The 26,981-nt window shown below is 65.1% G+C and carries 29 protein-coding genes; 15 read left to right on the top strand and 14 right to left on the bottom strand.

Translation table 11 applies throughout. The features are described 5' to 3' along the window. Positions 1 to 40: 40 nt before the first annotated feature. The 3 genes from AAC071_RS12465 to AAC071_RS12455 form a co-directional block, all read right to left on the bottom strand. Positions 41 to 883, bottom strand: a complete 843-nt coding sequence (locus tag AAC071_RS12465) for a hypothetical protein (RefSeq protein WP_339832961.1) — start codon at positions 881 to 883, stop codon at positions 41 to 43. 14 nt (positions 884 to 897) lie between these two features. Continuing rightward, entirely contained in the window at positions 898 to 2,112 is a 1,215-nt protein-coding gene (locus tag AAC071_RS12460) for a hypothetical protein (protein ID WP_339832960.1), read from the bottom strand. 184 nt (positions 2,113 to 2,296) lie between these two features. Next, complete coding sequence (locus AAC071_RS12455) at positions 2,297 to 3,238, bottom strand: hypothetical protein (RefSeq protein WP_339832958.1); 942 nt, start codon at positions 3,236 to 3,238, stop codon at positions 2,297 to 2,299. 489 nt (positions 3,239 to 3,727) lie between these two features. Here AAC071_RS12455 and AAC071_RS12450 point away from each other — a divergent pair, with 489 nt between their 5' ends. Next, positions 3,728 to 4,399, top strand: coding sequence for a PAS domain-containing protein (locus AAC071_RS12450; protein WP_339832956.1), 672 nt, complete (start codon positions 3,728 to 3,730; stop codon positions 4,397 to 4,399). Positions 4,400 to 4,499: 100 nt separating this feature from the next. Here the strand turns inward: AAC071_RS12450 and AAC071_RS12445 are convergent, their stop codons facing one another. After that, entirely contained in the window at positions 4,500 to 6,146 is a 1,647-nt protein-coding gene (locus AAC071_RS12445) for a choline dehydrogenase (protein ID WP_339832955.1), read from the bottom strand. A gap of 276 nt (positions 6,147 to 6,422) precedes the next feature. Between AAC071_RS12445 and AAC071_RS12440 the strand changes: the two genes are divergently transcribed. From AAC071_RS12440 to AAC071_RS12430, 3 genes are all read left to right on the top strand, one after another. Next, positions 6,423 to 7,079, top strand: coding sequence for a PilZ domain-containing protein (locus tag AAC071_RS12440; RefSeq protein WP_339832953.1), 657 nt, complete (start codon positions 6,423 to 6,425; stop codon positions 7,077 to 7,079). A gap of 75 nt (positions 7,080 to 7,154) precedes the next feature. Further along, entirely contained in the window at positions 7,155 to 7,862 is a 708-nt protein-coding gene (locus tag AAC071_RS12435) for a crotonase/enoyl-CoA hydratase family protein (RefSeq protein ID WP_339832951.1), read from the top strand. Positions 7,863 to 8,182: 320 nt separating this feature from the next. Continuing rightward, positions 8,183 to 8,980 carry a transglutaminase-like cysteine peptidase gene (locus tag AAC071_RS12430; RefSeq protein WP_339832949.1) on the top strand — a complete coding sequence of 266 codons (798 nt, stop codon included), beginning with the start codon at positions 8,183 to 8,185 and terminating at the stop codon, positions 8,978 to 8,980. Positions 8,981 to 9,080: 100 nt separating this feature from the next. On the opposite strand, the gene AAC071_RS12425 is transcribed toward AAC071_RS12430, so the two are convergent. After that, positions 9,081 to 9,854: an enoyl-CoA hydratase-related protein gene (locus AAC071_RS12425; RefSeq protein ID WP_339832947.1), complete on the bottom strand. Its 774-nt coding sequence runs from the start codon at positions 9,852 to 9,854 to the stop codon at positions 9,081 to 9,083. 172 nt (positions 9,855 to 10,026) lie between these two features. Between AAC071_RS12425 and AAC071_RS12420 the strand changes: the two genes are divergently transcribed. Then, positions 10,027 to 10,764, top strand: a complete 738-nt coding sequence (locus AAC071_RS12420) for a GYF domain-containing protein (RefSeq protein WP_339832945.1) — start codon at positions 10,027 to 10,029, stop codon at positions 10,762 to 10,764. A 142-nt stretch (positions 10,765 to 10,906) separates the two neighbouring features. Continuing rightward, positions 10,907 to 11,332, top strand: a complete 426-nt coding sequence (locus AAC071_RS12415) for a peptidylprolyl isomerase (protein ID WP_339832943.1) — start codon at positions 10,907 to 10,909, stop codon at positions 11,330 to 11,332. A 6-nt stretch (positions 11,333 to 11,338) separates the two neighbouring features. Here AAC071_RS12415 and AAC071_RS12410 read toward each other — a convergent pair whose 3' ends face one another. The 4 genes from AAC071_RS12410 to AAC071_RS12395 are packed head-to-tail and all read right to left on the bottom strand — an operon-like array spanning position 11,339 to position 14,373. Beyond that, complete coding sequence (locus tag AAC071_RS12410) at positions 11,339 to 12,463, bottom strand: hypothetical protein (RefSeq protein WP_339832941.1); 1,125 nt, start codon at positions 12,461 to 12,463, stop codon at positions 11,339 to 11,341. A 35-nt stretch (positions 12,464 to 12,498) separates the two neighbouring features. Then, positions 12,499 to 13,320 (bottom strand): enoyl-CoA hydratase-related protein, encoded by an 822-nt coding sequence (locus tag AAC071_RS12405; RefSeq protein WP_339832939.1) that lies wholly within the window; start codon positions 13,318 to 13,320, stop codon positions 12,499 to 12,501. A gap of 19 nt (positions 13,321 to 13,339) precedes the next feature. Then, positions 13,340 to 13,843 (bottom strand): DUF192 domain-containing protein, encoded by a 504-nt coding sequence (locus AAC071_RS12400; RefSeq protein WP_339832938.1) that lies wholly within the window; start codon positions 13,841 to 13,843, stop codon positions 13,340 to 13,342. After that, the gene (locus AAC071_RS12395) at positions 13,843 to 14,373 is read right to left on the bottom strand and encodes a gamma carbonic anhydrase family protein (RefSeq protein WP_339832936.1); all 531 of its coding nucleotides are present in this window, start codon (positions 14,371 to 14,373) and stop codon (positions 13,843 to 13,845) included. Before AAC071_RS12395 ends, AAC071_RS12400 begins: the two co-directional genes overlap by 1 nt. 156 nt (positions 14,374 to 14,529) lie before the next feature. Between AAC071_RS12395 and AAC071_RS12390 the strand changes: the two genes are divergently transcribed. Next, a complete protein-coding gene (locus AAC071_RS12390; protein ID WP_339832935.1) occupies positions 14,530 to 16,545 on the top strand; it encodes a PhoX family phosphatase in 2,016 nt (671 codons plus the stop codon). A 110-nt stretch (positions 16,546 to 16,655) separates the two neighbouring features. Next, positions 16,656 to 17,726 (top strand): hypothetical protein, encoded by a 1,071-nt coding sequence (locus tag AAC071_RS12385; protein ID WP_339832934.1) that lies wholly within the window; start codon positions 16,656 to 16,658, stop codon positions 17,724 to 17,726. Here the strand turns inward: AAC071_RS12385 and AAC071_RS12380 are convergent. Both AAC071_RS12380 and AAC071_RS12375 read right to left on the bottom strand, forming a co-directional pair. Next, complete coding sequence (locus AAC071_RS12380) at positions 17,723 to 18,037, bottom strand: hypothetical protein (RefSeq protein ID WP_339832932.1); 315 nt, start codon at positions 18,035 to 18,037, stop codon at positions 17,723 to 17,725. The genes AAC071_RS12385 and AAC071_RS12380 overlap by 4 nt on opposite strands. 18 nt (positions 18,038 to 18,055) lie before the next feature. Next, a complete protein-coding gene (locus AAC071_RS12375) occupies positions 18,056 to 18,445 on the bottom strand; it encodes a hypothetical protein (RefSeq protein WP_339832931.1) in 390 nt (129 codons plus the stop codon). Positions 18,446 to 18,658: 213 nt separating this feature from the next. Here AAC071_RS12375 and AAC071_RS12370 point away from each other — a divergent pair, with 213 nt between their 5' ends. Further along, positions 18,659 to 19,423 (top strand): hypothetical protein, encoded by a 765-nt coding sequence (locus tag AAC071_RS12370; RefSeq protein ID WP_339832930.1) that lies wholly within the window; start codon positions 18,659 to 18,661, stop codon positions 19,421 to 19,423. A gap of 3 nt (positions 19,424 to 19,426) precedes the next feature. Here the strand turns inward: AAC071_RS12370 and AAC071_RS12365 are convergent, their stop codons facing one another. Next, the gene (locus AAC071_RS12365) at positions 19,427 to 19,639 is read right to left on the bottom strand and encodes a DUF3126 family protein (RefSeq protein ID WP_339832929.1); all 213 of its coding nucleotides are present in this window, start codon (positions 19,637 to 19,639) and stop codon (positions 19,427 to 19,429) included. 188 nt (positions 19,640 to 19,827) lie between these two features. Between AAC071_RS12365 and AAC071_RS12360 the strand changes: the two genes are divergently transcribed. Then, positions 19,828 to 19,968, top strand: a complete 141-nt coding sequence (locus AAC071_RS12360; RefSeq protein ID WP_339832928.1) for a hypothetical protein — start codon at positions 19,828 to 19,830, stop codon at positions 19,966 to 19,968. Here AAC071_RS12360 and AAC071_RS12355 read toward each other — a convergent pair. Next, a complete protein-coding gene (locus tag AAC071_RS12355; RefSeq protein ID WP_339832927.1) occupies positions 19,965 to 20,771 on the bottom strand; it encodes a glucose 1-dehydrogenase in 807 nt (268 codons plus the stop codon). The two genes, AAC071_RS12360 and AAC071_RS12355, sit on opposite strands and share 4 nt — an antisense overlap. A 159-nt stretch (positions 20,772 to 20,930) precedes the next feature. Between AAC071_RS12355 and AAC071_RS12350 the strand changes: the two genes are divergently transcribed. Both AAC071_RS12350 and AAC071_RS12345 read left to right on the top strand, forming a co-directional pair. Continuing rightward, on the top strand, positions 20,931 to 21,215 hold the full coding sequence (locus AAC071_RS12350) for a hypothetical protein (protein ID WP_339832926.1): 285 nt from the start codon (positions 20,931 to 20,933) through the stop codon (positions 21,213 to 21,215). A 5-nt stretch (positions 21,216 to 21,220) separates the two neighbouring features. Next, positions 21,221 to 22,492 carry an FAD-binding oxidoreductase gene (locus AAC071_RS12345; protein ID WP_339832925.1) on the top strand — a complete coding sequence of 424 codons (1,272 nt, stop codon included), beginning with the start codon at positions 21,221 to 21,223 and terminating at the stop codon, positions 22,490 to 22,492. Positions 22,493 to 22,505: 13 nt separating this feature from the next. Here AAC071_RS12345 and cysE read toward each other — a convergent pair whose 3' ends face one another. Continuing rightward, a complete protein-coding gene (gene cysE, locus AAC071_RS12340; protein ID WP_339832924.1) occupies positions 22,506 to 23,333 on the bottom strand; it encodes a serine O-acetyltransferase in 828 nt (275 codons plus the stop codon). A 209-nt stretch (positions 23,334 to 23,542) separates the two neighbouring features. Between cysE and AAC071_RS12335 the strand changes: the two genes are divergently transcribed. The 3 genes from AAC071_RS12335 to AAC071_RS12325 all read left to right on the top strand — a co-directional run bounded on the left by AAC071_RS12335 (position 23,543) and on the right by AAC071_RS12325 (position 26,903). Continuing rightward, positions 23,543 to 24,364, top strand: a complete 822-nt coding sequence (locus AAC071_RS12335; RefSeq protein WP_339832922.1) for an alpha/beta hydrolase — start codon at positions 23,543 to 23,545, stop codon at positions 24,362 to 24,364. Between the two features lie 43 nt (positions 24,365 to 24,407). Further along, the gene (locus tag AAC071_RS12330) at positions 24,408 to 25,946 is read left to right on the top strand and encodes a sulfatase-like hydrolase/transferase (protein ID WP_339832920.1); all 1,539 of its coding nucleotides are present in this window, start codon (positions 24,408 to 24,410) and stop codon (positions 25,944 to 25,946) included. Between the two features lie 156 nt (positions 25,947 to 26,102). Then, entirely contained in the window at positions 26,103 to 26,903 is an 801-nt protein-coding gene (locus AAC071_RS12325; RefSeq protein WP_339832918.1) for an enoyl-CoA hydratase, read from the top strand. The last annotated feature ends 78 nt before the right edge of the window (positions 26,904 to 26,981 follow it).

Below are 26,981 nucleotides of genomic sequence, written 5' to 3'. Positions count from 1 at the left end.
CCCGGACACGCAATGCGTGCGACCCGGTCCTGACGATACCCTAGAAACGAAACTCCCGCTCTGCACTTGCCCCCGAGGCCGGCGGCCGCGGACCGTAACGAATCTTCAACACCGATTGCCCTTTTGCCGGCGGTCGCGCCTCGGCAAAGAGCACCGGCCAGCCGGCAAAATCACGCGACGTGATTGTGAGGGTGCGCCCATCAAACATCGCCTGCGCCTGACCGTTCGGCGGCAGGCGGTCGAGCGCGAACAGAACGACCCAGCAGTCGGCACCGCGGACCTCGTCCGGCGCCACCGCAAGTTCGCTCATGGCCGCCATCGCCTCGCCCCAGGTCTGGAACGTCTGCCAGTCCGCCATCGAAGCGCGCGCTTTCGGCACGAGGTAGAGCATCCAGCGCGGGCTTTCCGGCATGACCGTGTAGAGCGACATCCGGCGTATTGTCATCGCATCGGCCGTGAACCCGTAGTCGATCGTGAAGCCTTCCAGTGCCGCCCGCCCGGCCTCCTCGACGAAACGGAGCGTCCCGACAAGCTTGCGCCCCTGCTTGCCACCCGCCGGCTCCAGAATTGCCGACAGGCCGAAACGATCGGCACTGAAGTCCGGCAGGGTTGTCGTCGGCTTCGCCAGCGAGGCCATGACGCCGCGTTCGAACGTGACCGGCCGCAAGGCGCGCTCGTCACGCACGCCCCTGGCGAGCAGGGCCGCCGTGCGGATCGCGACACGAACGTCTTCCGGCAGCGTCGCTTCGTCGACCACGGCGTCGGACTGAAATCGACCATAATCGACGGCGGACGGGCTCGCAGTCTGCGCCAGCGCGCCGCCGGCCAGCGCCACAAGGACGGTCAGCAGCGAAACGAAGGGCAGGAAAACGGATCTGTTCATGGCCATGCCCGGTCTCACCTTTCGAGCTGATATTGCTGGCCGGGCGGGAACGGCTGTTCGTACCGCCACGCGTCGGGACGCGGTTCGCCAGCGATCTCCCCCAGCGCATAAAGCCCGCTTTCGGCAAAATTGCCGATCAGGTTCGATGCCGCATCGATGTTCATGGCGACCAGCACCTTGACGCGCTGCGTCATCTGACCGAGCGACTGCGCCAGAAGCGGATTACTTTTCAGTGCCTCCGCCAGCTTGCCGCCGGTCAGATTGATCGAAACATTGACGCCCGCCGCCCCGAACCCGCGCAACATGGCCTCGGTTTCGGTAGCACCGCTTTCAAGAGCCGCAATATAGGCGTTGAAGAAGCCGCGGCTGCCGCCCAGGATCGCCCCGGCCACCGGAAACGCGGTCGACCCGATGAAGATGCCGGCCTCAAGGCCGATATTGGCAATCCCATGCGCAAGATTTCGCGTTGCCGCCGCACGCTCCTCGTCGCGCATGGCAAGCCCCTTCGAGTAATCGACTGCGGCCGGATCGTGGGCCGGCAATTCAAGACCGAGATGCTCGCGCAGGTTGAGGGGAATCTCTTCCGGCGGAAGATGCGAATAGTCTTCCTGCTGGCGCACTGGCTTGCGTACCGGCTCGCGTACGGGCTCTGGCGCCGGCGGCTGCGGCTGTTCGACCGTCAGGTCGAGCGTTCCCACCCCTCGACCGGCGTCGTCATAAGGCCAGCCCAGCTTGCCGCTGGAGTTGTCCCACTCTGCCGACCATCCATCCGCATTCTGCGGATAGTCGATCCCGAGATCTCCGGGTGAGACCCAGTAGGTGACTTCCCATTTATCGCCCAGCGCACCGGTATATTTTTTGGTGGCGAGGAAAGCGCCATTGGTCGCGGTCACGGACAGATAGGTGGGCTTGGTGTCGCCGGTCTGCTGCTTCATCAACTCATTGAGCGCATGCACCGCCGTGCCCCGCTCGTGATAGCCCGCCGGCCAGAGCGGCGGCATGCCTCTGCCGGCCCGCTCCTGTCTTGCTTCAGGCGACGCCACCGTCGGACGCGCAAATCCGTCCGGCCGGCTCCGCTCGATCTGTTTCTGTTGCAGTTGCTGCTGAACCGGCGCGGTCGGCTGCTTCGGAACCGGCGGCGCCGGTATCGGCCCGTGATGCTGCGCCAGAGCGCTGCCCGCAAGCCCCGCCGTCAGAACCAGAAGTAATATGCCCCGCCCCGCCCGCATCTTCGATGCACCGTGCAAAATTCAACTGCTGTCATCGATATGATGCCCGTGCCGTCAATACGTCAATATACGCCGATGCCGCAGGCACGATGCGCAAGTGTCGCAGGTGAAACGGCGAGTGCAGACAAAACGGGGAGGACTCGCGCCCTCCCCGTTCAGGATACGGATCAAATGACCGGAAAGGTCAGTAGCCGACTCCGCCGGTGAAGAAGCCACCGCCGGCATCGCTGGACGAGACCTGCTCGTGGCGGCTGCTCTTGCGGATCAGCACTTCGGCATAGGCCATGCGGGTCGCCTGCGGGATGCGGCTCATCGACGGCTTCTGCTGCGGCACGCAGGCCAGCATGCCGTTGGAACCGTGACGCAGCGCCTCGCCCGGACGGCATTCGATGACATAGCCGCCGAGATAGTCGGGCGTCTTGCCGTCGGCGCCGGCCATGCGGCCGATCGTGGCCACCAGCATGTCGCCGGCGACGCAATGGAAGAGTTCGACATCCTGGCCGGGCGTCACTTCGGTAGCGGCCGAGCTCATGCGCGCGGCTTCTTCAAGCCCCTTGGCGCTGACGCAGATCGCCTTGACCGGCTTTGTCACATGCTTCTCGCGCACGATGACATTGAGCGCACCCATCGGTGCCGCCGGTGCCGCGGCCACGAAGTAGCCGCCACCGCCACCGCCGAAGCCGCCGCCGCTGCCATTGCCGATCGCCACCGCGCTGCCGCGGTCCATCGACTGCGAGGCGCTGTCGGACGCTGCATTGGCATTGGCGATCGCCGTCGCCGTGGCGCTGGCCTGTGCCGAGGCATTGACGTGAACCTCGACATTGACGTTGTTGGTGTTGGTATTCGTATTGGTGTTGGTGTTGGTGTTCGTATTGGTGTTGGTGTTCTGGTTGTAGTTCTTGTTGTAATTCTTGTTGTAGTTCTGATTGTAATTCTTGTTGTAGTTCTTGTTGTAGATCGACCCGTAATCAGGCTTGGGCGGCGTGTAGCCGCCGCAACCGCTGTCGCAGCTGCCGGACAAGGCGGGCGCCGCGCCCATCGAGGCGTAGAACAGGGCGGCGGCCAGCGCCAGGCCGCTCGCGCCCAGCCCGCGGCTGGAAAGGGTAAACTTCATCTGCTTCTTCATTCTGACACTCCCGGCCCTCGGGGGGCTCGTTGGCCTGCGTCTCAAACCCGTACTCGCTCAGTACAATGCAGAAGCCGTGCCGGACGTCCCAAGGCCGCCGCACAGCCCGCCCCTCGCCCCGTTGCAAGCGCCCGGCCTTCCGGATCCGGCACAGAACGGGCGCCACATTAACCAATGAGGCACCGCAAGACGTCGGCATCTTTCTCCTATCCCATTGTTTTAAAAAGAATAATCTGGCCATCGGCGGCGCTGCACCTGGCGGCGGCGGCCGGGCATTAACGTCTGGCACGGTTTCTGCTCCCTCTCGCCTGTCCGCCCCGCATGGCCCGTCATCCCGTACCGGATCGGTACGGAACGGCCGCAAGGGACCGGATCGAGACGGCGAGACCTGAAACGGGACGACCCGTTTCGAATGAGCTAGTATCCGGCCGGGCATCAGGGGGTATCCCCCGCCGGGCGGAGACAACGCCGAGGCGAGGGATGAGGGCGATGAAGCACAAGACCACACAAGCGCTGTTCGACTACTGGAACGCGATCCGCGCCGGCCGCCCGGCACCGCGGCGCAGCGAGATCGAACCCGGCGACATGCGCGCCGTCCTGCCCTATGTCTTCATCCTCGAACGCAAGGACCGAGACACCTACCGTTTCCGCCTGGCCGGCACCGGCCTGTGCAACGTCTACGGGATGGAGTTTCGCGGCCACAACATGATTTCGATGTGGGGCGACGATTGCGCCGAGACCATCAAGGACGCGCTCGAGGACGTGACCGCCAATGCCGGCGTCGCGGTCGTCGAATATACCGCCGCGACCACCGACGGGCGCGAAGCGACCTTCGAGATGGTGCTGCTGCCGCTGCTGCATGAAGACGGTTCGCTGACGCGCGTCCTCGGTGCGGCCGTACCGGTCGACCGCCAGTCCTGGGTCGGCGACCGCCTGCTGGCGCGGCAATGGATCGACCGCCTGCGCCGCCTCGACCCCGAACGCATGCCCAAACGCGCGCCGGCCGCCCAGATCGCCGCCCGCCGTCTTGTCAACGAAAAGCCACCCGTCGCGGTCGCCCATATCGGCAAGCGCGCCCCGCAAGGCGCCCCGCTGCGCGGCGAGCGCTCCTATCTGCGGCTGGTGAAATCGCCGCTGGGCAATCAGGAAGAGCACGGCTGAACGTCGGCCCGCCGCCTGTGGAGGGCAGCAAGAGAGACGTCACACACAGAAAAGCCGGTGTCGAAAGACACCGGCTTTCCTGCAATCGGGCAAGCCCGGATCAGGCGGCGTGGCCGACCCGGTCTTCGGCAATGGTGACGTTTTCGGCCGGCAGCGGCGCCTTGCCCAGCATGTCGTCGGAAATCTTTTCCGCGATCATGATGGTCGGCGCATTGGTGTTGCCGCCGACCAGCGTCGGCATCACCGAGGCATCGACGACGCGCAGGCCCTGCAGCCCGTGCACGCGGCACTTCGTGTCGACCACCGCCATCGGATCGTTACCCATCTTGGCCGTGCCGACCGGGTGATAGATCGTCTCGGCGGTCTCGCGGATCCAGGCATCGATCTCGGCATCCGACTGCTTGTCGGCACCCGGCCAGAATTCGGGCCCGCGATAGGGGTCCATCGCGCGCTGCGCAATGATGTTGCGCACCATCCTGACGCCGTCGCGCATCACCTTGCGGTCGGTCTCGGAGGCCAGATAGTTGGGCTGGATCAGCGCATGATCGGCCGGATCGAGCGACTTCAGCGCGACATAGCCGCGGCTTTCGGGACGCAACTGACAGATGTGAACGGTGAAGCCGTGACGGTCGGACTTGACGCGCGCATGGTCGCGCATCATCGCGGCCACGAAGTGAAGCTGGATGTCGGGAATTTCAAGCTCCGGCCGCGTCTTCAGGAAGCCGCCGGACTCGAGCCCGTTCGACGTGGCCAGCCCCGATTTCAGGAACGTGTACTGCATGCCGGTCATGATCTGCTTCAGCGGGTTGCTGACCTGGCTGTGCAGCGTGATCGGCTGCGTGCATTCATTGAGCACGACGCAGTCGAGATGATCCTGCAGGTTCTGGCCGACGCCGGGCAGATCGGCGACGACATCGATGCCGAACTTGCGCAGATAGTCGCCCTTGCCGATGCCCGAAAGCTGCAGCACCTGCGGTGAATTGACGGCGCCGCCCGAAAGCACGATTTCGCGGGCCGCGCGCGCGACCTTCGTCTCGCCCTTCTGCGTGTATTCGACGCCGACGGCCTTCTTGCCGTCGAAGAGAATGCGCGACGTCAGCGCCTCGACCTCGACGGTGAGGTTGGGACGGTCGAGCACCGGCGTCAGATAGCCCTTGGCGGCGCTGCAACGCTGGCCGTTCTTGATGGTGAGCTGGTAAGGACCGACGCCTTCCTGCTGCGGGCCGTTGAAGTCGTCCGTGTAGGGATGACCGGCCTGTTTGCCGGCCTCGACAAAGGCATCGAACAGCACGTTGGTCTTGCGCGGATTGGAGACGCCGAGCGGACCGTCGCCGCCATGGAAGGCGCTGTTGCCGTTCTCGTTGCCTTCGGCGCGGCGGAAATAAGGCAGCACGTCCGAGAAACCCCAGCCCTCGAGGCCGAGCTGACGCCACATGTCGTAGTCGCGCGCATGGCCGCGAATATAGATCATGCCGTTGATGGAGGACGAACCGCCCAGCACCTTGCCGCGCGGCCAGAAGAGCTTGCGGTTGTTCAGGAAAGGCTGGCCTTCGGTGTAGTAGTACCAGTTGGCCATGTCGGTGCCGATCAGCTTGCCGACGCCGGCGGGCATGTGGATCATGAAGTTCTTGTCTTTCGACCCCGCCTCCAGCAGCAGCACCTTGTTGGCCGGATTTTCGGACAAGCGGTTGGCCAGCACGCAGCCCGCGCTGCCGGCACCGATGATGATGAAATCGAAATCGCTCATGAGACTGTTCCTGCCCGTTGAATTTGATTTGCCAGACGCAGCGCCACGCGGGACCGCAAGGTCCGCCATGCCCGGCTCCGGCCGCCTCTGGCCCCGATTCCCTGATTGATCGGAATTTGACGGCGATTGTCGGGAATCAGCGAAGCTGACGCAAGCGTCAATTTGTGCGGCATTCCGGCAAGCCCTTGCCGGAACGAGAAAAATATTGGTTTCAGTGTGTGCCTGCGGTAAAAATTCATTAACCGTGACGGGGCTATTCTTTGCCCGGAAAGGCCGGTGCCAGGAGCACGGGACCGATTCATCGACAATCCGGGCCGGGTACAGATGCAATCCGACGAAATCGAGCATGACGAGCGGCGCAAGCACCAGCGGGTGGCCTTCGAAGCCAAGGGCCGCTTCCTGGCGCCCGATGGCGGCGAACATACCTGCTCGCTTCGCGACATGTCGCTGGGCGGCATCGCGCTCAGGACCGACATCGCGGTCGAAGTCGGCGATCCGGTCATTGTCTATCTCGACGAATTCGGCCGCTTCGAAGGCAAGGTCGTGCGGACCTTCGAAGGCGGTTTCGCCATCGAGACGGCGATCAGCGGCCCGCGCCGCGAGCGTCTGGCCCAGCGTCTGGAAGCACTGGCGCGCGGCGAAAAGATCGAGGTTTCGGCGCGGCGCAGCTTTGCCCGCTATGCGCCGGGCGAGGCCGGCCTCGAGGAAAGCTCGGTACTGACCATGGGCGACGGCACCACCATGCCCTGCCGCATCGTCGACATGTCGCTGGGCGGCGCCCAGGTGGCCGTCGATCCGCGCCCGCCGATCGGCACCGATGTCTCGATCGGCCGCATGACCGGCCGCGTGGTGCGCCATACCGAGGCAGGCATCGGCATCCAGTTCACCAATATCCCCGAACGCGCCAGCGCCCTTTCGCGCCCCTTTGGCTGATTTCGGGGCTGATCCCGTCTCGGCTTTTGCGCCGTCATCGCGCTAGACTGGTTCCCGACAACAAGGGAGCCGCCCGTGAGCACGTCCATTCTCGCCTATTCGCTCGACAGCGACATCGCCACCCTCGCCATGGATGACGGCAAGGCCAATGCGCTGGGCCATGCCATGATCGATGCGATCAACGCCGCCCTCGACACAGCCGAAAAATCCGCGAAGGCCGTGCTGATCGCCGGCCGCGAAAAGCGTTTCTGCGCCGGCTTCGACCTCGAGGTGATGGCATCGGGGCCCGAAAACGTCCGCAGGCTGGTCAGCGCCGGCGCCGAACTGCTGATGCGGCTCTATGAATATCCCCTGCCCGTCGTCATGGCCTGCAGCGGCCATGCACTGGCCGCCGGCGGCTTGCTGCTGCTGGCGGGCGATGCCCGGATCGGCGTCGACGGCGCCTTCAAGATCGGCCTGCCGGAAGTCGCCATCGGCATGACCATGCCGGTTTTCGGCATCGAACTGGCCCGCGACCGGCTGGCGCGCAACCGTTTCACGGAGGCCGTCACACAGGCCCGCACCTACGGGCCCGCCGAGGCGGTGGCGGTCGGCTATCTCGACGAAACAGTGGCGCCCGACGCGCTGATCGAGATCGCCCGGGCCCGCGCCGCGGCGCTGGCCGCGCTGGCCCAGCCTGCCTTCGCCAATACCAAGCGCAAGGAACGCGCGGCGACGATTGCCCATATCCGCGACACGCTGGCGGCCGATTCCGGCAGCTTCGACGGCGCCCGCAGCGGCTGAAAGGCGTCCGGCGGAAAAATTTTCTGAAAAATGCCGGACGCGAAACAAGTCCGGCCCGCGCGCCGCAAGGCCGCCAACGCGCGCCGTCCCGACCCGCCGACGGGGCGGAAAGACCTGTAAACAAAGGCATTTCCGGCGCCGCCCGATCGACGGCATTTGACTAAAATTCGATTGATTCAAATTTTATCCAAAGGCGATTCAAACTCGCCGCGAATTCGTTTCAAATGCGATTCCCGTATTTAAACGCGCGCCAATGCCTCGCTGCCATCCTGCGCTCATGAGCCCATCAGGCCGGGTTCGTAAGCGATCGGGGTGGCAAGATGTCGTGGCGTAAAAATCTTCTTCTGACGACGGGTCTCGCACTGGCGCTTGCCAGCTGCCAGGCGCCGGACCGCGTGGGAAGCATCGGCTTCTTCAACAATGACGGCCCGCGCGAATATCGCGTTGCCGCCGCGATGCCGACCGGTCAGCAGGCGCCGCCCCCTTACGGCTATATCGGCTTCTGCATCCGCAACCCGGATGAATGCGCCGGCGGCACCGACGCGCCGCAGAAAATGGAACTGACGCCCGCGCGCTGGGCGGAACTGGCCGAGGTCAACGACTGGGTCAACCGGACGATCCCGCAGGTCGACGACATGGTGCTCTACCAGCGCGCCGAATGGTGGGCGATCGCCGACGAACGCGGCGGCGACTGCGAGGACCTTGCGCTGCTGAAACGCAAGCTGCTGATCGAACGGGGATGGTCGCCCGACCAGCTGCTGCTTGCCGTGGTCCGCGAATGGAACGGCGACGGCCATGCGGTGCTGCTGGTGAAAACCGACCGTGGCGAATTCGTGCTCGACAACAAGAACTGGGAGATCGTCGCCTGGAACGACGCGCCCTATCAGTGGATCAAGCGGCAATCGCGCGAGCGGCCGTTCGTCTGGGTCAATCTCGACCAGAAGACGTTCCGCAGCATCGCGCAGACCGACTTTCCGCCGCTGGGCGAAACCGCACCGTTCCTGGCCGCCCTTGAGAGGAACATGCCCGCCGATCTGCGTCCGGGCATCGCCGAAGGCCAGACAGCGAGCCGCGAAGCGTTGAAGGAGGAACCGACAGCCGCGCTCGCTCTCAACTGACCTGCCGACCGGTCCCCTTTGCCCCCCATCCGGGGCCGGTCATGTCGAGGCCGGCTCTGCTGCTCCCCCCGCAGCAGGGCCGGTTCTTTTTTTGCGGCGCCTATTTGCCTGTCCAGTTCGGCTTGCGCTTTTCGGCGAAGGCGCGCGGGCCCTCGATCAGATCCTCGCTCTTGAAGAGAGCGTTGACCGCCGGATATTTCGCCGTCACCGCCTCGTTGAGATTGGCGATGTCGAGGCCCTTGTAGACCGACTCCTTGGAGGCGCGGATCGACATCGGCGAGCATTCCATGATCAGGCCGGCCCAGCGCTTCGCCGCCGCCATCAGCTCGGCCGCCGGCACCACCTCGTTGACGAAACCGAGTTCCTTGCCCTCCGCCGCCGGCACCTGGCGGCCGGTCAGGATCATCCCCATGGCCTGCTTGACGCCGATCTGGCGCGGCAGCCGGTGCAGACCGCCCGCCAGTGCCGCGAGACCGACCTTCGGCTCCGGCAGGGCGAACTTCGCATTGTCGGAGGCAATGATCAGGTCGCAGGCCAGCGCGATCTCGAAACCGCCGCCCATCGCCACGCCATTGACCGCGGCAATGACCGGCTTGGCGAGATCGAACCGCGCGGTCAGCCCGGCAAAGCCCGTCGCCGGCACTTCGAGCTTGTTGCCCTCGGCCTGCCAGCGCAGGTCGTTGCCGGCGCTGAAGGCGCGATCGCCCGCGCCGGTGATGATCGCAACCCACAGATCGGGATCGGCGGCGAAATCGTTGAAGATGCCTTCCAGTTCGAAATTGGCCGGCGGATGCAGCGCATTCATGCGCTCGGGACGGTTGATGGTGACGATCAGCAGATGGCCGTCGCGCTCGGCGGTGCAGAATTCGGTCATGACGTTTCCCGGTGATGTGAATGTGCGTTTCCCGCACGTTGCCGCGACTTTGCCCCGACCGCCGCGAGGCGGCAAGCGCCGGTTTGTTGACGTTGCGGTAACCAAAACACCGTAAACATGAATGTCCGAAGCGGCGCGCATGGCGCCTTGTACCCCGTATGAAACCGAGATCATGGCACAACCGAACGAAATTTCCGCAGTCCACCCGGCCGACGCCGACCCCGCCGAGCTGCGCTGGGTGCTGAAATATGGCGACCGCGTCTACGGGCCCTACAGTTTCGCGGCGATGACGGCCTATGCCGCCGAGGGCCGCGTGGCGCCGCACAGCCTGGTGGCGCCCGAAGGCACGCCGGCCGGCGCCGGTACATGGCGCGCGGCGGGCGATCTGCCGGCCTTCGCCGTGCTGTTCGGCAGCACGCCCGAGCCCGAGCCCGATGCCGCGCCGCAGCCCGATCCGGTATCGGCCGACAGGCCGGCCGCCGAACCCGAAGCCCGCACCCCCGCCGAACCTGCAGAACCCATCGAACCGGCGACGCCGCAGCCCGATGCCGCAGCCACCGCGCCCGCCGGGCAGCGCCGCCAGCCCTATGGTCCGGGCAAGGGCCAGATCGACCGCCGCGCGCAGCCCGACACCGCCAATTTCCTGATCGTGCTCGACGTCAAGACCCGCTTCGCCGGACCGCTCGAAGAGGCGATCATGTCGCTCGGGCCTGCCTACAAGCTTGCGCCCAATGTCTGGTGCGTCAACACCGACGGAACCGCGCCGGGCCTGCTCAACGATCTCAGCGTGCATATCGGCAAGACCGACACGATGTTCATTGCCGACACGACGCGCGACCGCACGGCCTGGAGTTCGATGGGTCCCGAAGTCGACGCAAAAATCCGCCGCGTCTGGCGCCGCACCTACTGACGCAGGGCATTGCGCGGCGCCGCAAGGTGGCCAAACGCGATCGCCGATGCTAGGCTTTCGATCATTGGGGCTTTCAGGCATTCGCTTGAGAGCCCCTTTCTTTTTCGCCGATTTCCAATCATCGAAACGCAAGGGCAGAACAATGGCAGCAGCAAACGGCAACACGGTGCGTGTGCACTACACGGGCTCACTGAACGACGGCACCGTGTTCGACACGAGCCGCGGCGGCGAACCGATCGAGTTCGCGGTCGGCGGGCGCATGGTGATCGCCGGCTTCGAGAATGCCGTTCTCGGCATGGAACCGGGCGACAGCAAGAAGCTGACGATCCCTGCCGGCGAAGCCTATGGCGAACACGACCCGCGCCTGGTGCAGGATGTGCCGCGCTCGGAACTGCCGCAGGGCCTCGAACCGCAGCCCGGCATGCAGCTGACCGCCAGCGGCAATGACGGCCGCGAGATCGCGCTGGTCATCACCGAAGTCACCGGCGACACCGTGCGGCTCGACGCCAACCATCCGCTAGCCGGCCAGGATCTGACCTTCGAGATCCAGCTGGTCGAGGTCGCCTGAGCGGCGTCAGGAACCGGGCCGCGGCAGTGGCAGCGGCGCCCGGTGCAGCGGCCCGACGCGGATTGAAATATCGGGCGCAAAATCGGTCGGCCCCGCGGCGTCGGGCCGCGACAGCGGCAGGCCGTGCGGCGCGGCCGCTCCGGCGGCCGGTGCCGTTCCGGATTGATCCGGCGCCTCGGTCGCGCTTTCGGCCTCGACCGGCGCGATCGTCACGCCGCCGGCCCGCGCGATCTCGGTCATGATCGCGGCGGCGCGGCGCCAGCGCAGGATCAGCGGCGCCCCGAGTGCACTGACATCGGCGCATTTGGCCGCCGGCGTCTCGCCGCGGTCGCACAGCGCCGTGGCGCGCACGATTTCGAACTGGAACTGCGCCCGCCGCAGGAATTCGGGAAAGACGCTGCTCTGCTGCGCTGCGCCGACCAGCGGCAGATAGGCCGCGCAGTCGCTCTGCTGGCGTTCCATCATCTCGGCAAGCCGTGCGGCCGCCGGCGACCCCGCCACCGGCGCCGCCTGACAGAGACGCCACATCAGTTCCGCCGTCGCATGATCGTAGAGCAGGATCAGCCCGCGGCTGCGATCGTCGAGCGCGGCATAGAGCCGGGCCGTGTCGCGCGGGTCCCAGCGCCGGAACCGGTCGATGAAGGTGATGAGGTCGACCGCGCCATCGCCCGGCGCCGGCGCGAAGCGGCTTTCGGGCTGCGCCGGCACCGCCGGCCGGACGCCGCGCTTCAGGAACGAGAATTCCCGCGAGGCCGCAATGTCCGGCGTGCCGTCGGGCCGGGTCGGGATGAACAGCAGCTGCAGCCCGAGCGGGCGTTCCTCGATATGGAACAGCGCCGCATCGGCCGTCGCCCCCGACAGGCGCAGCACACCCTGCACCTCGCCGGTATCGACCGCCGCCCGCTCGCCATTGATCGTGTAGGTGCTGCCGCCCGGCGTCGTCAGCCGTCCGACAACGCGGGTCCCGGCCTGCTGCAGCGTCAGCGCCATGCCGGCCGCGTCGCCAATGCCGTCATAGCCACCGGTGAAGACGGCCGCCCGGCCATGCGCCGGCAGCAGCAGCACGCAGAGCGCCACCGCCGCAACCAGCCTCGCCGCCAATGCCGCGCGCCGCACGGCAAGCCTCCGCATCTGCTGTCCTTGCGCCCTTCCCGGCCCGGCCGCACCTATCGCCCGGTGAAGCGCGGCTCGCGTTTCTCGATATAGGCGGTCATGCCTTCCTTGATGTCGTCGGTCCGCATCAACGGCAGCAATTGCAGATAGACGTGATGCACATGCTCCGGGAACGGCTCGTTGAGCCCCATGCGCATCATCCGCTTGGCGGCGCGCACGGCAAGGGGCGCATTGCCGGCGATCTCGGCGGCCAGGGCGCGCGCCCGCGGCATCAGCTCGGCATCGGCAACGACTTCGGAGGCAAGCCCCCATTCGACGCTCTGCTCGGCCGAGAGCGTGCGGCCAGTGAAGATCAGCTCGGCCGCCTTCGACCAGCCGATCAGCCGCGGCAGGATCCAGGTGCCGCCCGATTCCGGCAGCAGCCCCCGCTTGCAGAAGGCGGCGGCGAACTTGGCCGACTTGGCCATCACCCGGATGTCGCAACCCAGCGCGGTGTCCATGCCGTAGCCCGCCGCCCCGCCATTGACGGCGCAGACGGTCGGCGTCTCCATCGCATGCAGCACGGTGGGCGGCGTGTAGCTGAGATCGAGCGACGTCGAGGTGACGCCGCCGCTCTGGCCGATGGAGAGATTGCCCGAAGCCTGCGGCCGAAGATCGAGGCCGGCGCAGAAGGCCCGGCCGGCGCCGGTCAGGATCACGCAGCGCACCTCCGGGTCGCGATCGGCCTGCAGCAGCCGCTCGGTCAGCTGGTTCAGCATCAGCCCGGAGATCGTGTTCATCCGCTCCGGCGCATTGAGCGTGATGGTCGCGATATGGTCGGCAACCTCGTAAAGAACTTCATCCGCCGCTTCGGGCGCCTGTCTGGCCTGGCTCATCGGTCTCTCCCTGTCCGGATTATGGTTGGCCCGAGCTTAGCCCATTCGCCTCGCCGCAAACAGCCGCTCCGTCGGCGCCGAACAACGGGTGCCGGACATGATCGCCGGGCGCGATGCCGAGCGCCGCCGCCCGCCCCCCGGCAATCTCGAGCACGCCATTGACCGGCACGCCGGAAGCGCGGATCTCGAGCGACTGCGGTTCGGCCATGGCCGTGATCCGGGCGATCCGCCCGTCCGCCTCGATGAAGATCATGTCGAGCGGGATCAGCGTGTTCTTCATCCAGAATTGCGCCAGCCGGCATTGCTGATAGAAGAAGAGCATGCCGGCATCGTCGGCGAGGCTTTCGCGGAACATCAGCCCGCGCTGGATTTCCGCAGGGCTGACGGCAAGCTCGACCGTGAAACGATGCGTCGCCCCTGCCGCCGTTTCGATGGTGAGGGCGCTTCCGGCGCGCGCCGGCGGCACACAGGCGAAAAGCGTCAGCCCGGTCAGCAGCGCGGCGAGGAGCGCGGCGGCGCGCATCAGTCGAGGCGCTTCAGGCCGGCCGCATAGCGCTTCCAGTTCTGCACATAATGATCGGAAGACAGCCGGAGCGCCTCGGCTGTTTCCTTGTCGAGCGTGCGGATGACCTTGCCCGGCGCGCCGAGCACCATCGAATAGTCCGGAATCTCCTTGCCCTCGGCGATCAGCGTGTTGGCGCCGATCAGGCAGCCCTTTCCGATCCGTGTGTTGTTGAGGATGATGCTGCCGATGCCGACCAGACTGCCGGCGCCGATGCTGCAGCCATGCAGCATCACCAGATGGCCGATCGTCACGTCGCGTTCGATGGTCAGCGGCGAACCGGGATCGGTATGCAGCACCGAACCGTCCTGCACGTTGGAATTTTCGCCGATGCTGATGAGCTCGTTGTCGCCGCGCAGCACGGCGCCGAACCAGACACTGGCGTTCCGGGCCAGCTTCACATTGCCCATCACCTGCGCATCGGGTGCGATCCAGTATTCGCCTTCCGGCGGCAGAACCGGCTTTGCCTCGCCAATGGCGTAGATGGCCATGAACAGATCTCCCCGTCATTCGATTGCAGTGTCCGGACTATGCCACGGCCGGCGCCCGGAAACGAGACTTGCGAAGCGCGCGGCAAATGGGGTGTCATTCGCACGTCAAGGGCCGCCCCTATCGTCGGTCCGCAGCGCCGGATGGAGACAGGACGGATGACGCAACGGAAAGAGCGGGAGACGGCCGGGATCGGCGAAGCGATGGACGCGGCCGAAAACCGGCCGGTGGCACGCGCCATGGCGCCGACGCTTGACGAAATCTGGAAGCGCCGCCTCGCGCGCCGCGACGTGCTGAAGGGGATCGGCAAGGCTGCGCTGCTCGCGTCGGCCAGCACGCTGCCGCTGGCGGCCTGCAGCGATGCTCAACCCGATTTCGCGCCCGACGACATCTTCGGCTTCGAGGAAGTGCCGCACGGCGTCGATGAAACGCATCATGTGGCGGGCGGTCATACCGCCGACATCCTGCTGCGCTGGGGCGACCCGGTGTTGCCCGGCGCACCGGAATTCGATCCGCTGAACCAGAGTGCCGAACGGCAGTTGCAGCAATTCGGCTACAACAACGACTATATCGGTTTCGTGCCCCTGCCCTGGGGATCGGGTGCCAGCGATCGCGGCCTGCTCTGCATCCAGCACGAATACACCAATGACGATCTGATGCATCCGGGTATGGTGCCGGCGCCGGGACAGAACCCGCTCGAACTTTTCACCAGGGAGATTGTCGAAATCTCGATGGCCGCACATGGCGGCACCGTCGTCGAGATCGGCCGCGGCAAGGATGGAAAATGGAACGTCGTGCGCGACAGCGCCTTCAACCGCCGCATCACGCCACTGACCACGCCGATGGACATTTCAGGCCCCGCCGCCGGTCATCCGCGTCTGCAGACGTCCGAAGACCCCCAGGGCCGCACGGTGATGGGCACCGTCAACAATTGTGCCGGCGGCATCACGCCCTGGGGCACATGGCTGATGTCGGAGGAGAATTTCAATTTCTACTTCATCGGCACGCCCGACGATCCGGCCGAAGCGGCAAACCATGCGCGCATCGGCCTGCCGGCCGGCCGCGCCTATCCCTGGGGCGCCTACTACAAGCGTTTCAACCTGTCGGCCGAACCGCGCGAGCCCAATCGCTATGGCTGGATCGTCGAGGTCGATCCCTTCGATCCGGCTTCGACGCCGGTCAAGCGCACGGCGCTGGGCCGCTTCAAGCATGAGGGTTGCGAGAACGCCCTGACGAAGGATGGACGCCTCGCCGTCTATTCGGGCGACGATCAGCAATTCGAATACATGTACAAATTCGTCAGCCGCGACAGGGTGAATTTCGAGGATCGCGCTGCAAACGCCGGATTGCTCGATGAAGGCATTCTCCATGTCGCCCGCTTCGACGACGACGGCACCGGGCGCTGGCTGCCGCTGGTTCACGGAACGAACGGTCTCGACGCGAGCAACGGCTTTGCCTCTCAGGCCGATGTCGTGATCGAGGCGCGCCGCGCCGGCGACATTCTGGGCGCGACGCCGCTCGACCGGCCGGAGGATGTCGAACCGCATCCGGTGACGGGCAAGGTCTATGCCGCGCTGACCAATGCCCGGGAGCGCACGGCCGACAAGGTTGACGGCGTCAATCCGCGCGCCGGCAATCTCTGGGGCCAGATCGTCGAACTGACGCCCGATGACGGCGATCACGCCTCGGAAACCTTCACCTGGACATTGCTGGTCAAATGCGGCGACCCGGCTTTCCCGGCAATCGGCGCGGCATGGAACGAGGAAACGTCGGCCGACGGCTGGTTTGCCTGTCCGGACAATGTCGCGATCGATGCGCGCGGTCGCCTCTGGGTTGCCACCGATCAGGGCTCGGGCTGGCACACGGCATCGGGCACGGCCGACGGGCTTTATGCGCTCGCGACCGCCGGCGACAAGCGCGGCGTCGCGCGCCAGATCTTCCGCGCACCCGTCGGCGCCGAAGTCTGCGGTCCTGTGTTCACGCCCGACGCATCGGCCCTCTTTCTCGCCGTGCAGCACCCCGCCGCAGACGGAACCGTCAATTTCGCCGGCTTCGAACGCCGCTCGAGCTTCGCCGATCCGGCCACGCGCTGGCCCGATTTCGACGACAATATCCCGCCAAGACCCTCGCTTCTGGTCATCACGGCCGACGGGAACGGCCCGGTCGGCGGCTGAATTCGCCGCGGCGGGTTGCACCCGCCGGGATGATGGCCCAAGCTCGCCTTGCGGCGATATCGGCGAGCGCACGACCGTGCGGACACCGAGTGCAGTGAGGGCGTATCGGCATGCGATTTCTGTTCAACCTGGCGGTTCTTCTGCTGATCCTGCCGGTCGTCTTCATGCTGACCTATCAGCACGGGCTGCTCGATGATTATATCCCGGAAGATGCCATCGACCCCGAGCCCTTCATCAAGGCCGAACTGGCAAGCGTCACCGACGGGGCCGATCTGAGCCGCCGCGTCGACGAAGCGCTCGATGCCAAACTCTATGACGACGCGGTCATGTATGCCGAGATCGCGGACTACATGAATGTCGAACTCGAAGCGTCGACCCGGGCGCGCCTGCTTGGCGAGGACGCGCCGGCCCGACGCGCGGCGCGTGGCGCCGGCAGTTTCCTCGAAGGATTCGTGACAGGCTACGGCAGCGACACCGCTGGCTTCATGGGCGCCATCGCCTCCGATCTGACGGTGGTCGGCGATGTGCGCGACATCGGCGCGGAAGGATCGAAGCTGGCGCGCGGCGAAGATTATTCGAAGCTGATTCTGGGCCTTTCCGTCGTCGGTCTTGCCGCCACCACGGCGACCGTTGCAACGGGCGGCGGCGGATTGCCGGTAAAGGTCGGCGTCTCGCTGCTGAAGGTCGCCGAAAAGGCAGGCACCATTACGGCCCGCTTTGCGCGCGACGTTTCGAACGCGCTGCAGGAAGCTGTCAATTTCGAAAAGCTGCGTGGGCTGCTGCGCACCACCGATCTCGGCGACAGTGCCGCGACGCGCCGTGCGATCGTCGAATATGCCGACAGTGTGTCGCTGGCGCGCGTCACGCCAATTCTCACCGACATGGCCGCACTTGAACGCGCCGTCGGTCCGGCCGAAGCGGTGCGCTTGATGCGGCATGTCGACAGCACCGGCGATCTGGCCCGTGTCGGGCGCATGGGCGAAACGCTCGGCACGAAGACACGCGGCGTGATCGAACTGACCGGAAAGACGAGCCTGCGAGCCTTCAAGACGGCCTGGAACCTGCTGCTGCTGGCCCTGCAATGGGTCTGGGCCATCGTGGCGGGTCTTGGGGCGCTGCTGTTGGGATCGCTGGGCCGGCGCGCCATGCGGCGCCCGCCCCCGCGCAAGGAGCCGACCTAACCGGCCGACAGGAAAATGCCCAGCAGGAAAACGCCGGAGAGAAAACTCCACATCACGGCGATGCAACTCGACAACAGCATCCAGTGCGGCGGGCGGTTTTCGAAGACCTGGGCGCGCAGCGCATTGCGCAGGATGACCGTCGGTCCGGCAAAGATCAGCGTCACCAGCCCGGCGACCTGAAGCACCATCGGCTCCGATGTCAGCTGGAAGCTCGGCGGTTTGTTGGTGATCAGCCGATAGAAGCTGCTGGTAAGTCCGGCCGCGACGAACCCGGTCGCGATCGAAAAGAAGAATGCCCCGAATGCCGACATGTGCCCCGCCAACCCCTGTTATCGTTCGAGCGGACCGCGCACCGCGCGGCCGGTTTCGATACCGTCAATGAAATGAGATGCCATGGCCGCCAGGCGCGCCTGCGCCATGACCACGACAGTGTCCGGAACGACCTGCTGGTCGAGTAGATTGACAAGGCGCGGCTCGGTCAGCGCCGCCTTCAGATCGGCCGCCGGATTGCCGCGTGCCCGGAGCGCGATCTCGGTCAGCAGCGGCGAGCGCGCGCCGAGTTCGAATTCGGCCCCGCCGAGCCGGCAGACGCCGAGATCGGAGTCGCAGACAAGGCTCGGTACCGCCAGCGAACGATCGTCGCCCGGCAGGGGCAGGTAGCCCCCGAAGAACAGGAAGGCGCCCAGAACGATCAGCGATTTGAAAATGAACTGCATCATGCCGCTCTGTCCGCAAGCGCCATACCAGCGCCGGGCAACCAGGCAAGATTTTGAAATGATCTTTTAATTTCAGTGGGTTATAAGAAGAAGATGCACTGCCGGAGAGGGTCTCCGGATGGCGGCTCGCCGCCGGACGTACCGGATTGCGCCGCCGCTGTGCCAGCGCGGCACAGCATTGGACGCCCGGCTGGAAAACGACAACGGGGGATGACAGTGGCGCGCGACAGTCAATCGGACGATGAATATGTCCGCGAGCGCCCGGCCTGGATTATTCCGGGTCTGGTTCTGATCGGCGTACTGACCTTTTCAGGCGCATTTCTCTACTATTATTTCGGCCCGACGCCGAGCGAACTGCTGGGCCTCGACCCGCGCGCCAGCGCCGCCGACCGCAAGATCGAAACCTTCATCGCCGACCGGCGCTTCCTGATCCCGGAACATTACACGCGATATCCGAGCCAGCGCGGCGGCGGCCGGCGCACCAATGTCGACATGCATGCCCTGCTCCCAGATTTGACACCTTACGATGCGAGCCTGCAGGAACGCTTCATCGACAATTCGGCTGGTTCCAGCGTGATCTATTTCACGCTGGCCGAAACCGCGACGCCGCTCAGCTCGGCGCGACGCCTGCGGGATATCTATTCGAAATATCTGGCCGCGCCCGAGCCGGAACAGGATCGTGCCGGCCTGCAGCGCTTCACCTTCCGCGACGATTCGGGCTATGCCAATCAGGACCTGCTGGTCGGAAAGGACGATGAAGAGCGCATGGTGCTGCTGCTCTGCGATCGTCCGGGTAGGCTTGTCGACAGTCCGAATTGCACACGCTCGCTTCTGCTCGGGTCCCGCCTCGAACTGAGCTATCGTTACAAGCGCAGCCGTCTCGACGACTGGAACGAAATCGACCGTGCGGTGATGAAACTGGTCGGCGAGTTCGAAACCCGCGAACAGGTCGATGAGTTGCAGGGGCCGATCTTCGATTAACCATCAATCGGGCAGATCGATGTCGAGGATCGCCATGTTGAAGGCGTAGGAGACCTCGCCCTCTTCGTCATCCTTGAAGATGACGCCGATGAATTCGTCGCCGATATTGACCTCGGCCGAATCGTCCTTCTGCGGCCGCGCCTTGACGGTGATCGACGGCAGCTTGAACTTCTCGCGAAGATAGCTCTCGATGCGCTTGATTTCGATCTTGTCCAAGAAGTTCTCCCGTCATCGGCATTGCTGATCTGCCCGTCTATCGGGCGCGCCCGGCCGTTTTAACGGCTTGGGCCCTCCGGCGCAAACCGGACCTGCGCCCGGTTGCCGCTGCGGCGCTTCGTCCAATTGGCCGGCGACGGGCAGATGTGAGAGCCTTTTCCGTCGGAAATCCGCCCCGGAACAGGATCATGTCGGGACGCATGCGAAAATGCCTGGCCGCCTTTACCGTCGCGCTGACGCTCGCTGCGCTGGTGGTGCTGCTTGGTCCGGCACGGCACGCCACACCGGACGTCCATGTTCATGCTGCCATCGCGGTGCCTGAACGCTAGCGCGTCGTGTAGCCGCCATCGATCACCAGTTCCGCGCCAGTCATGAAGGCAGCCTCCTCGGAGGCCAGGAACACGATCCCGTTGCCGATGTCCTCAGGCGCACCGAGTCGCCCGATCGGATGCAGCATGGTCAGCATCTCGACCATTTCATTCGAGCCGATCTGCACGCCGCCCATTTCGCCCCGCTCGATCACCGATTCGACCATGGGCGTGCGGATATAGCCCGGATGCACCGAGTTGACGCGAATCCGATAGCCGGCCTGCGCGCATTCGAGCGCCGCCGATTTGGTGAGCAGCCTGACGCCCCCCTTCGCCGCATTGTAGTCGGATGCGCCGGGTTGACCGACAAGCCCGAGAATGGAGGACACATTGATGATCGAGCCGCTCGGCCCGCCCCTGGCCGTCGTCTTCTTGATGGTTCGGATACCGTGCTTGCAGCCGAGAAATACGCTGTCGAGATCGACGGCGATGGTGTGACGCCAGCTTTCAAGCGGCTTGTCCTCGATCGTGCTCGGCTCCGGCGCGATGCCGGCATTGTTGACGAGTATGTGCAAGGCTCCGAATTTCTCCTCGGCCAGCGCAACCGCGCGCTCCCATTGCGCCTCGTCGACCACGTCATGGCGCATGAACAGCGCCTCGCCACCGGCCTGCGAGATTGCATCGACAACCTTCAGCCCGGCCTCTTCGTCAAGATCGGTGCAAAGCACCTTCGCGCCTTCTTGCGTCATCAACCGGGCGCTGATCGCGCCGATGCCCTTCGCCGCGCCGGTCACGATCGCGACCCTGCCTTCAAGACGTCCCATTCGCTTCTTCCCTGTTCTGCGCCGGATTCCGTCTCCGGCTTTGACGGTCATTCTGCCGCGGCGCCAAGAATACGCAAAGGGCGAAAGCGCCGCATCTCTGTGCTATAGAGCGAGACGCATGCCCGAACAGACAAGACCCGAAACAAACCGGAATGGAAAATGCCCGTCGCCCTCGAAATCACCTTCACAACCAGACAGGCCGATCACATCATGACCCAGCTCCGCGCCTACAAGGAGCGTGAGTTCGACCGCAACCCGCCCCGCGGCTTTCTCGGCGCCACGATCGAGGACCATCCGGACAAGGGCACCGTCGTGTTCCGCAGCGAGTGGGAAGATGACGATGCCCTCGAATTCACCCGCGACAGCGCGCCTTTCGAGGCTTGTCTCGATCTCTGCGACATCCATGCCGACGGGCGTGACGACCGGAAAATGGACATCGGCTGACGCACATGACCGCTCCCGCCTACCCGTCCTCATGGTATGCCGCAACGGCCAAGGCACTGCCGGTGCAGCCGCCGCTGGCCGGCGACACAAGGGCTGACATCTGCATCGTCGGTGGCGGCTATACCGGCCTTTCGGCGGCGCTGCATCTGGCCGGGCGCGGCTATGCGGTCACCCTGCTCGAGGCCGAACGCATCGGCTGGGGCGCCTCGGGCCGCAACGGCGGTCAGCTCGGCACCTCGCAGCGCAAGGATCAGCGCAGCCTTGAAAAAATGCTCGGCCCCGAATGGGCCCGCCGCCTCTGGGAGCTTGGTCTTGAGAGCAATGCACTGGTCAAGCAGCTGATCGCGGCCCATGACATCGATTGCGACCTGAAGCCGGGCCTGCTGCACGCGGCATGGAAACGCGGCGATGCGGAATGGCTGCAGGAAGATACCGACTATCTCCGTGCTCATTACGACCATGACAGGACGCGCTACGTACCGCGTGACGAAATGCGTGAGATGGTGGCGTCCGATCGCTATTGGGGCGGCGTGTACGATGCGGATGGCGCGCATCTCCATCCCTTGAATTATGCACTCGGTCTTGCCCGCGCCTGCCTGGCGAAAGGAGTCAAGATTCACGAGAACACCCGCGCACTCGACATTTCGCCGGCCGGCGTGAAGACCGCAAAGGGCTCGGTCGCGGCGGCCCATGTCGTGCTGGCCTGCAACGGCTATCTCGGCCGCCTCGAACCGCGCATCGCGCCCGCGATCATGCCGATCAACAACTTCATCATCGCAACCGAGCCGCTGGGCACCCGGGCGCGCGAGCTGATCCGCGACGATGTCTGCGTCCAGGACACCAAGTTCGTCATCGACTACTATCGCCTGTCATCCGACGGACGCCTGCTCTTCGGCGGCGGCGAGAACTATTCGCCGCGCTTCCCGGCCGACATCGCCGCCTTTGTCCGAAAGCCGATGCTGCGCGTCTTCCCGCAACTGAAGGATGTCCGCATCGATCATGCCTGGGGCGGCACGCTGGCGATCACCCTGAAGCGCCTGCCGCATTTCGGCCGTCTCGCCCCGAATGTGATCTTCGCGCATGGCTATTCCGGTCAGGGCATCAACATCGCGACGCTGGCCGGCAAGCTGATCGCCGAGGCCGTGGCCGGCCAGGCCGAGCGCTTCGACTGGATGGCAAAGATCCCGGCGCCCGATTTCCCGGGCGGTACATGGCTGCGCTATCCGGGGCTGGTTGCCGGCATGCTCTTCTATGCGATGAAGGATCGATTGCCCTGAAAGGCGCGCGGCCTCAGATGCCGTCGCCCTCTTCCTTGATCATCTGATCCATGGCATGGGCCGGCTTGTCGCAGCCCGCGCAGCCGACGATCTTGGCCGGCACGCCGACGGCCGTGCAATGCGCCGGCACATTGTGCAGCACCACGCTGCCGGCGCCGATGCGGCTGTATTCGCCGATCTCGATATTGCCGAGCACCTTCGAGCCGACCGAAATCAGCACGCCGCGCCGGACCTTCGGGTGACGGTCGCCCTGCTCCTTGCCGGTGCCGCCCAGCGTCACGCCATGCAGCATCGACACGTCGTCCTCGACCACCGCCGTTTCGCCGATGACGATGCCGGTCGCATGGTCGATGAAAATGCCCCGCCCGATCCGCGCCGCCGGATGAATGTCGACCGAGAACAGATCCGACACGCGGTTCTGGAGATAGAGCGCCATCGCCTTGCGGCCCTGCCCCCACAGCCAATGCGCCACGCGGTAGGCCTGAAGCGCATGGAAGCCTTTGAAATAGAGCAGCGGCTGGATATAGGAATGGCAGGCCGGGTCGCGTTCGTAATAGGCGACGATGTCGGCCCGATAGGCCTCGCCGATTTCCGGTGCCTCGCGCAGCGCCTCGTCGAACAGCTCGCGCAACTGCATCGGATGCACTTCCGCATTGCCGAGCTTCTGCGCCAGGTGATAGGCGACCGCGTCGTTGAAGGCGCGATGATTGAGAATGGTCGAATAAAGGAAGCTGGCGAGAATCGGTTCGCCCGATGTCATGTCCTCGGCTTCGCCACGCACGCGCTCCCAGACCGGATCGCAGACGGCAAGCGGCTGGTTCCTCTCGACGGACTTCGACATGGGTCCACTCCTCGCCGGTTCGATGCGGACGGCCGCGCATCCTCCCCTGAGGACCGGCCCCACATGGCGAAATGCCGGCAGAGCGAAGCATGCCGACAGTTTCAGGAAGCCTAACACATGGGCGGCATCGGAGCGAGTTCAATAGGAGAACCCACTTTTCCTGGACCCCATGTTAAGCTTTTTCGAAAGCCGCTTCAGGGAGCCAGGCCATGCCCTTCGCCAGGGTCGGCGATATCGAAATCTGTCACCAGCGTGTCGGTGCCGGCCCGCGCCTGCTGTTCATTTCCGGCACAGGCAGCGACCTGCGCATCCGCCCCAATGTGCTGGATGGTCCTTTCCCGAAGCATTTCGACATGCTGGCCTATGACCAGCGCGGCCTCGGACAGACGTCGAAGCCCGACCGCCCCTATTCCATGGCCGAATATGCCGAGGATGCCGTCGGCCTGATGGCCGCCATCGGCTGGGGCTCGGCGCTGGTCGTCGGCGTCTCCTTCGGCGGCATGGTCGCGCAGGAACTGGCGATCCGCCATCCGCATGTCGTCGAGGGACTGGTGCTGGCCTGCACCTCGCCCGGCGGCGCCGGCGGCGCCTCTTACCCGCTGCACACGCTGCAGCAGATCGACCGCGAGGCCCGCGCCCGCCACATGATCCCGATATCCGACACGCGCCACGACGCGGCATGGATCGAGAAGAATCGGGATGCTTACGAACAGATGGTCGCCTTCGCCGCAAATGATCCCTATGCGGACGAACCGGGCCACGCGATGGGCCAGCACCGCCAGCTCGAGGCCCGCGCCGCCCACGACACCTGGGACCGCCTCGGCGAAATCCGCTGCCCGGTGCTGATCGCGGCCGGCAGATATGACGGCATCGCGCTGCCCGAGACACAGCACAACATGGCCTCGCGCATCCGCGGCGCCGAACTCCGCTTCTACGAGGGCGGCCACCTCTTCATGCTGCAGGACCGCACGGCGCTGCCCGCAATGATTTCCTTTCTAAAAGGCGAGGACTTGCCTCCGGCCACCGCCTGACCTAAAAAGTTAATGCAGGACATTAGAAACGGGGGCGGCGTCTATGGGCCGGAAGATCCTTTTCATCACCACCGACCAGATGCGCTTCGACGCCATCGGCGCCAACGGCCAGAAGGTCGCGCGCACACCCGCCATCGACGCCTTGGCCGCCAACGGCATCAACTACACCCGCGCCCACAACCAGAACGTCGTCTGCATGCCGGCGCGCTCGACCATGATCACCGGGCAATATGTCTCGACCCATGGCGTCTGGATGAACGGCGTGCCGCTCCCCGCCGATGCGCCTTCGGTCGCGCAATATCTCAACGAAAAAGGCGGCTACAGGACGGCGCTGATCGGCAAGGCGCATTTCGAGCCCTTCCTCGACCTTCATCAGCAATTCTACGAAAGCCAGATGGCGCGGCTGGGCGAGAACGGGCCACATCGCGGTTTCGACTACATGGAACTGGCCACGCATTCGCCGCTGATCCTGCACTACAATGAATGGATGAAGAAGCACGACCCGGAAGCGCTTGCCGGCTTCTACCAGAACCTCAACGAGAAATTTCAGGTCAACGCAGCCGGCGGCGGCGACACCGGCGCCTGCCAGGTGCATTTCAATCCGGTTTCCCGCGCGCATTACCACACCGACTGGGTCGCCGACCGCACCATCGACTGGCTCTCTTCCATCGGCGCCGATGACGACTGGTTCTGCTGGATGAGCTTCCCCGATCCGCACCACCCCTGGGATCCGCCGCAATCGGAACTTCACCGCCATCCCTGGCGCGAAACGCCACTGCCGGATTTCTATCCGGGCTCGAAGGAAAGGATCGAGCAGGTGCTGAAGGACAAGCCGCGCCACTGGATGGAATACTACACCGGCGAACGCGTGACGAATTACGAGGCGCCGCCCGACTTCCGCGCCTGCGAGATGACCGCCGACCAGGTGCAGGAGATCAACGCCTTCACCCATGTCGAGAACGAACTGATCGACGAGGCGGTCGCGAAAGTGATGGCCTATGTCGAAAAGCGCGGCTGGGGCGAGGATGTCGATATCGTCTTCACCACCGATCACGGCGAATTCCAGGGCGAGTTCGGCCTGCTCTTCAAGGGCCCCTATCATGTCGACGCGCTGATGCGCCTGCCGATGATCTGGCGCCCGGCCAAATCGGCGAATGTCGCGCCCGCCGCCGTCGGAAAGCCGGTCGGCCAGGTCGACCTCGCGCCGACCTTCTGCGAAATCGCCGGCCTGCCCGTGCCTGAATGGATGCAAGGCAAGCCGATGCCGAAAACCGATGCCGAAGGCGACGCCCAGGGCCGCGAGCGCGTCTTCACCGAATGGGACTGCAAGCATGTCGACGGCACCACCGTCGGCCTGCGCACCATCTACCGCGACGGCTACACCATCACCGCCTGCCTGCCCGGCACCATCCATGACGGCAGCGAAGGCGAGCTCTACGACCACGCCAACGACCCGCGGCAATACCGCAACCTCTGGAACGACCCGGCTTACGCCAAGCTGAAATCCGACCTGCTGGCCGACCTGAAGGACAACCTGCCGCCGGTCCGCGAGCCGCAGCTCGAATACGTCGCACCGGTTTGAGGCACAAGCATCAGCTCAAAAACAAGTGTCACCCCGGCGAAAGCCGGGGTGACACTATTTGTTGCGGACCGTGCCGATAGCATCACGCCTGTTGCCAGTACCCCGCCGCGCCTGTATCCCAGACGGCAGTCGAGCATCTGATCCGGGAACAGTCCGTTGTCCATCTCCTCCCCCACGCCCCGCATGATCGCCGAGAAGACCGGCGCCATCGGCTGGATGATCTTCAACAATCCCGAACGGCTGAATGCCGTCGGCCTCGACATGTGGCAGGCCGTGCCGGAAATCATGCGCGCCTTCGACGCCGATCCGGAGATCCGCGTCATCGTGCTGAAGGGCGCGGGCGACCGCGCCTTCGTCGCCGGCGCCGACATCTCGCAATTCGGCGAAAGCCGTTCCTCCGCCGAAGGCATCCTGGCCTATGAACAGGCGACCGAGATCGCCTTCGATGCGATCGCCCATGCGCAGAAGCCGACCATCGCCATGATCGACGGCTACTGCATCGGCGGCGGTCTCGGCATCGCCCTGTCCTGCGATCTGCGCATCGCGGCGGAACATTCGACCTTCGGCATCCCGGCCGCGAAGCTCGGCCTTGCCTATGGTGCAAGCGGCACCGGTCGCCTGGTTCACATCGTCGGCCCGGCCTTCGCCAAGGAAATCTTCTTCACCGCCCGCCGCTTCACGACCGACGAGGCGCTCGCCATGGGCCTCGTCAACCGCGTGACGACGAAGGAGGCGCTGGAGACCGTCACCCGCGACACCTGCGCCGCCATCGCCGAAAACGCCCCGCTGACGGTCGCCGCCGCCAAGCAGGTGGTCGACGAGTTCGCGAGAGCGCCCGGCAATTTCGATCACGAGAAATGCGACGCGCTGATCGCCCGCTGCTTCGCCAGCGACGACTACAAGGAAGGCCGCGCCGCCTTCATGGAAAAGAGAAAACCGAATTTCGAAGGAAAGTAGACCCCTCTTCCCACCCTCCCCTTTGTTTGTACCGGGGAGATAGCTAACAGGCGTTCGGGGACATGGTTGACACTTCTG

Origin of the sequence: uncultured Parvibaculum sp. (assembly GCF_963975745.1) — a bacterium.
Classification (GTDB): Bacteria; Pseudomonadota; Alphaproteobacteria; order Parvibaculales; family Parvibaculaceae; genus Parvibaculum.
The sequence above is the reverse complement of the archived record's forward strand: the minus strand, read 5'-3'. Positions and strand labels throughout refer to the sequence as shown.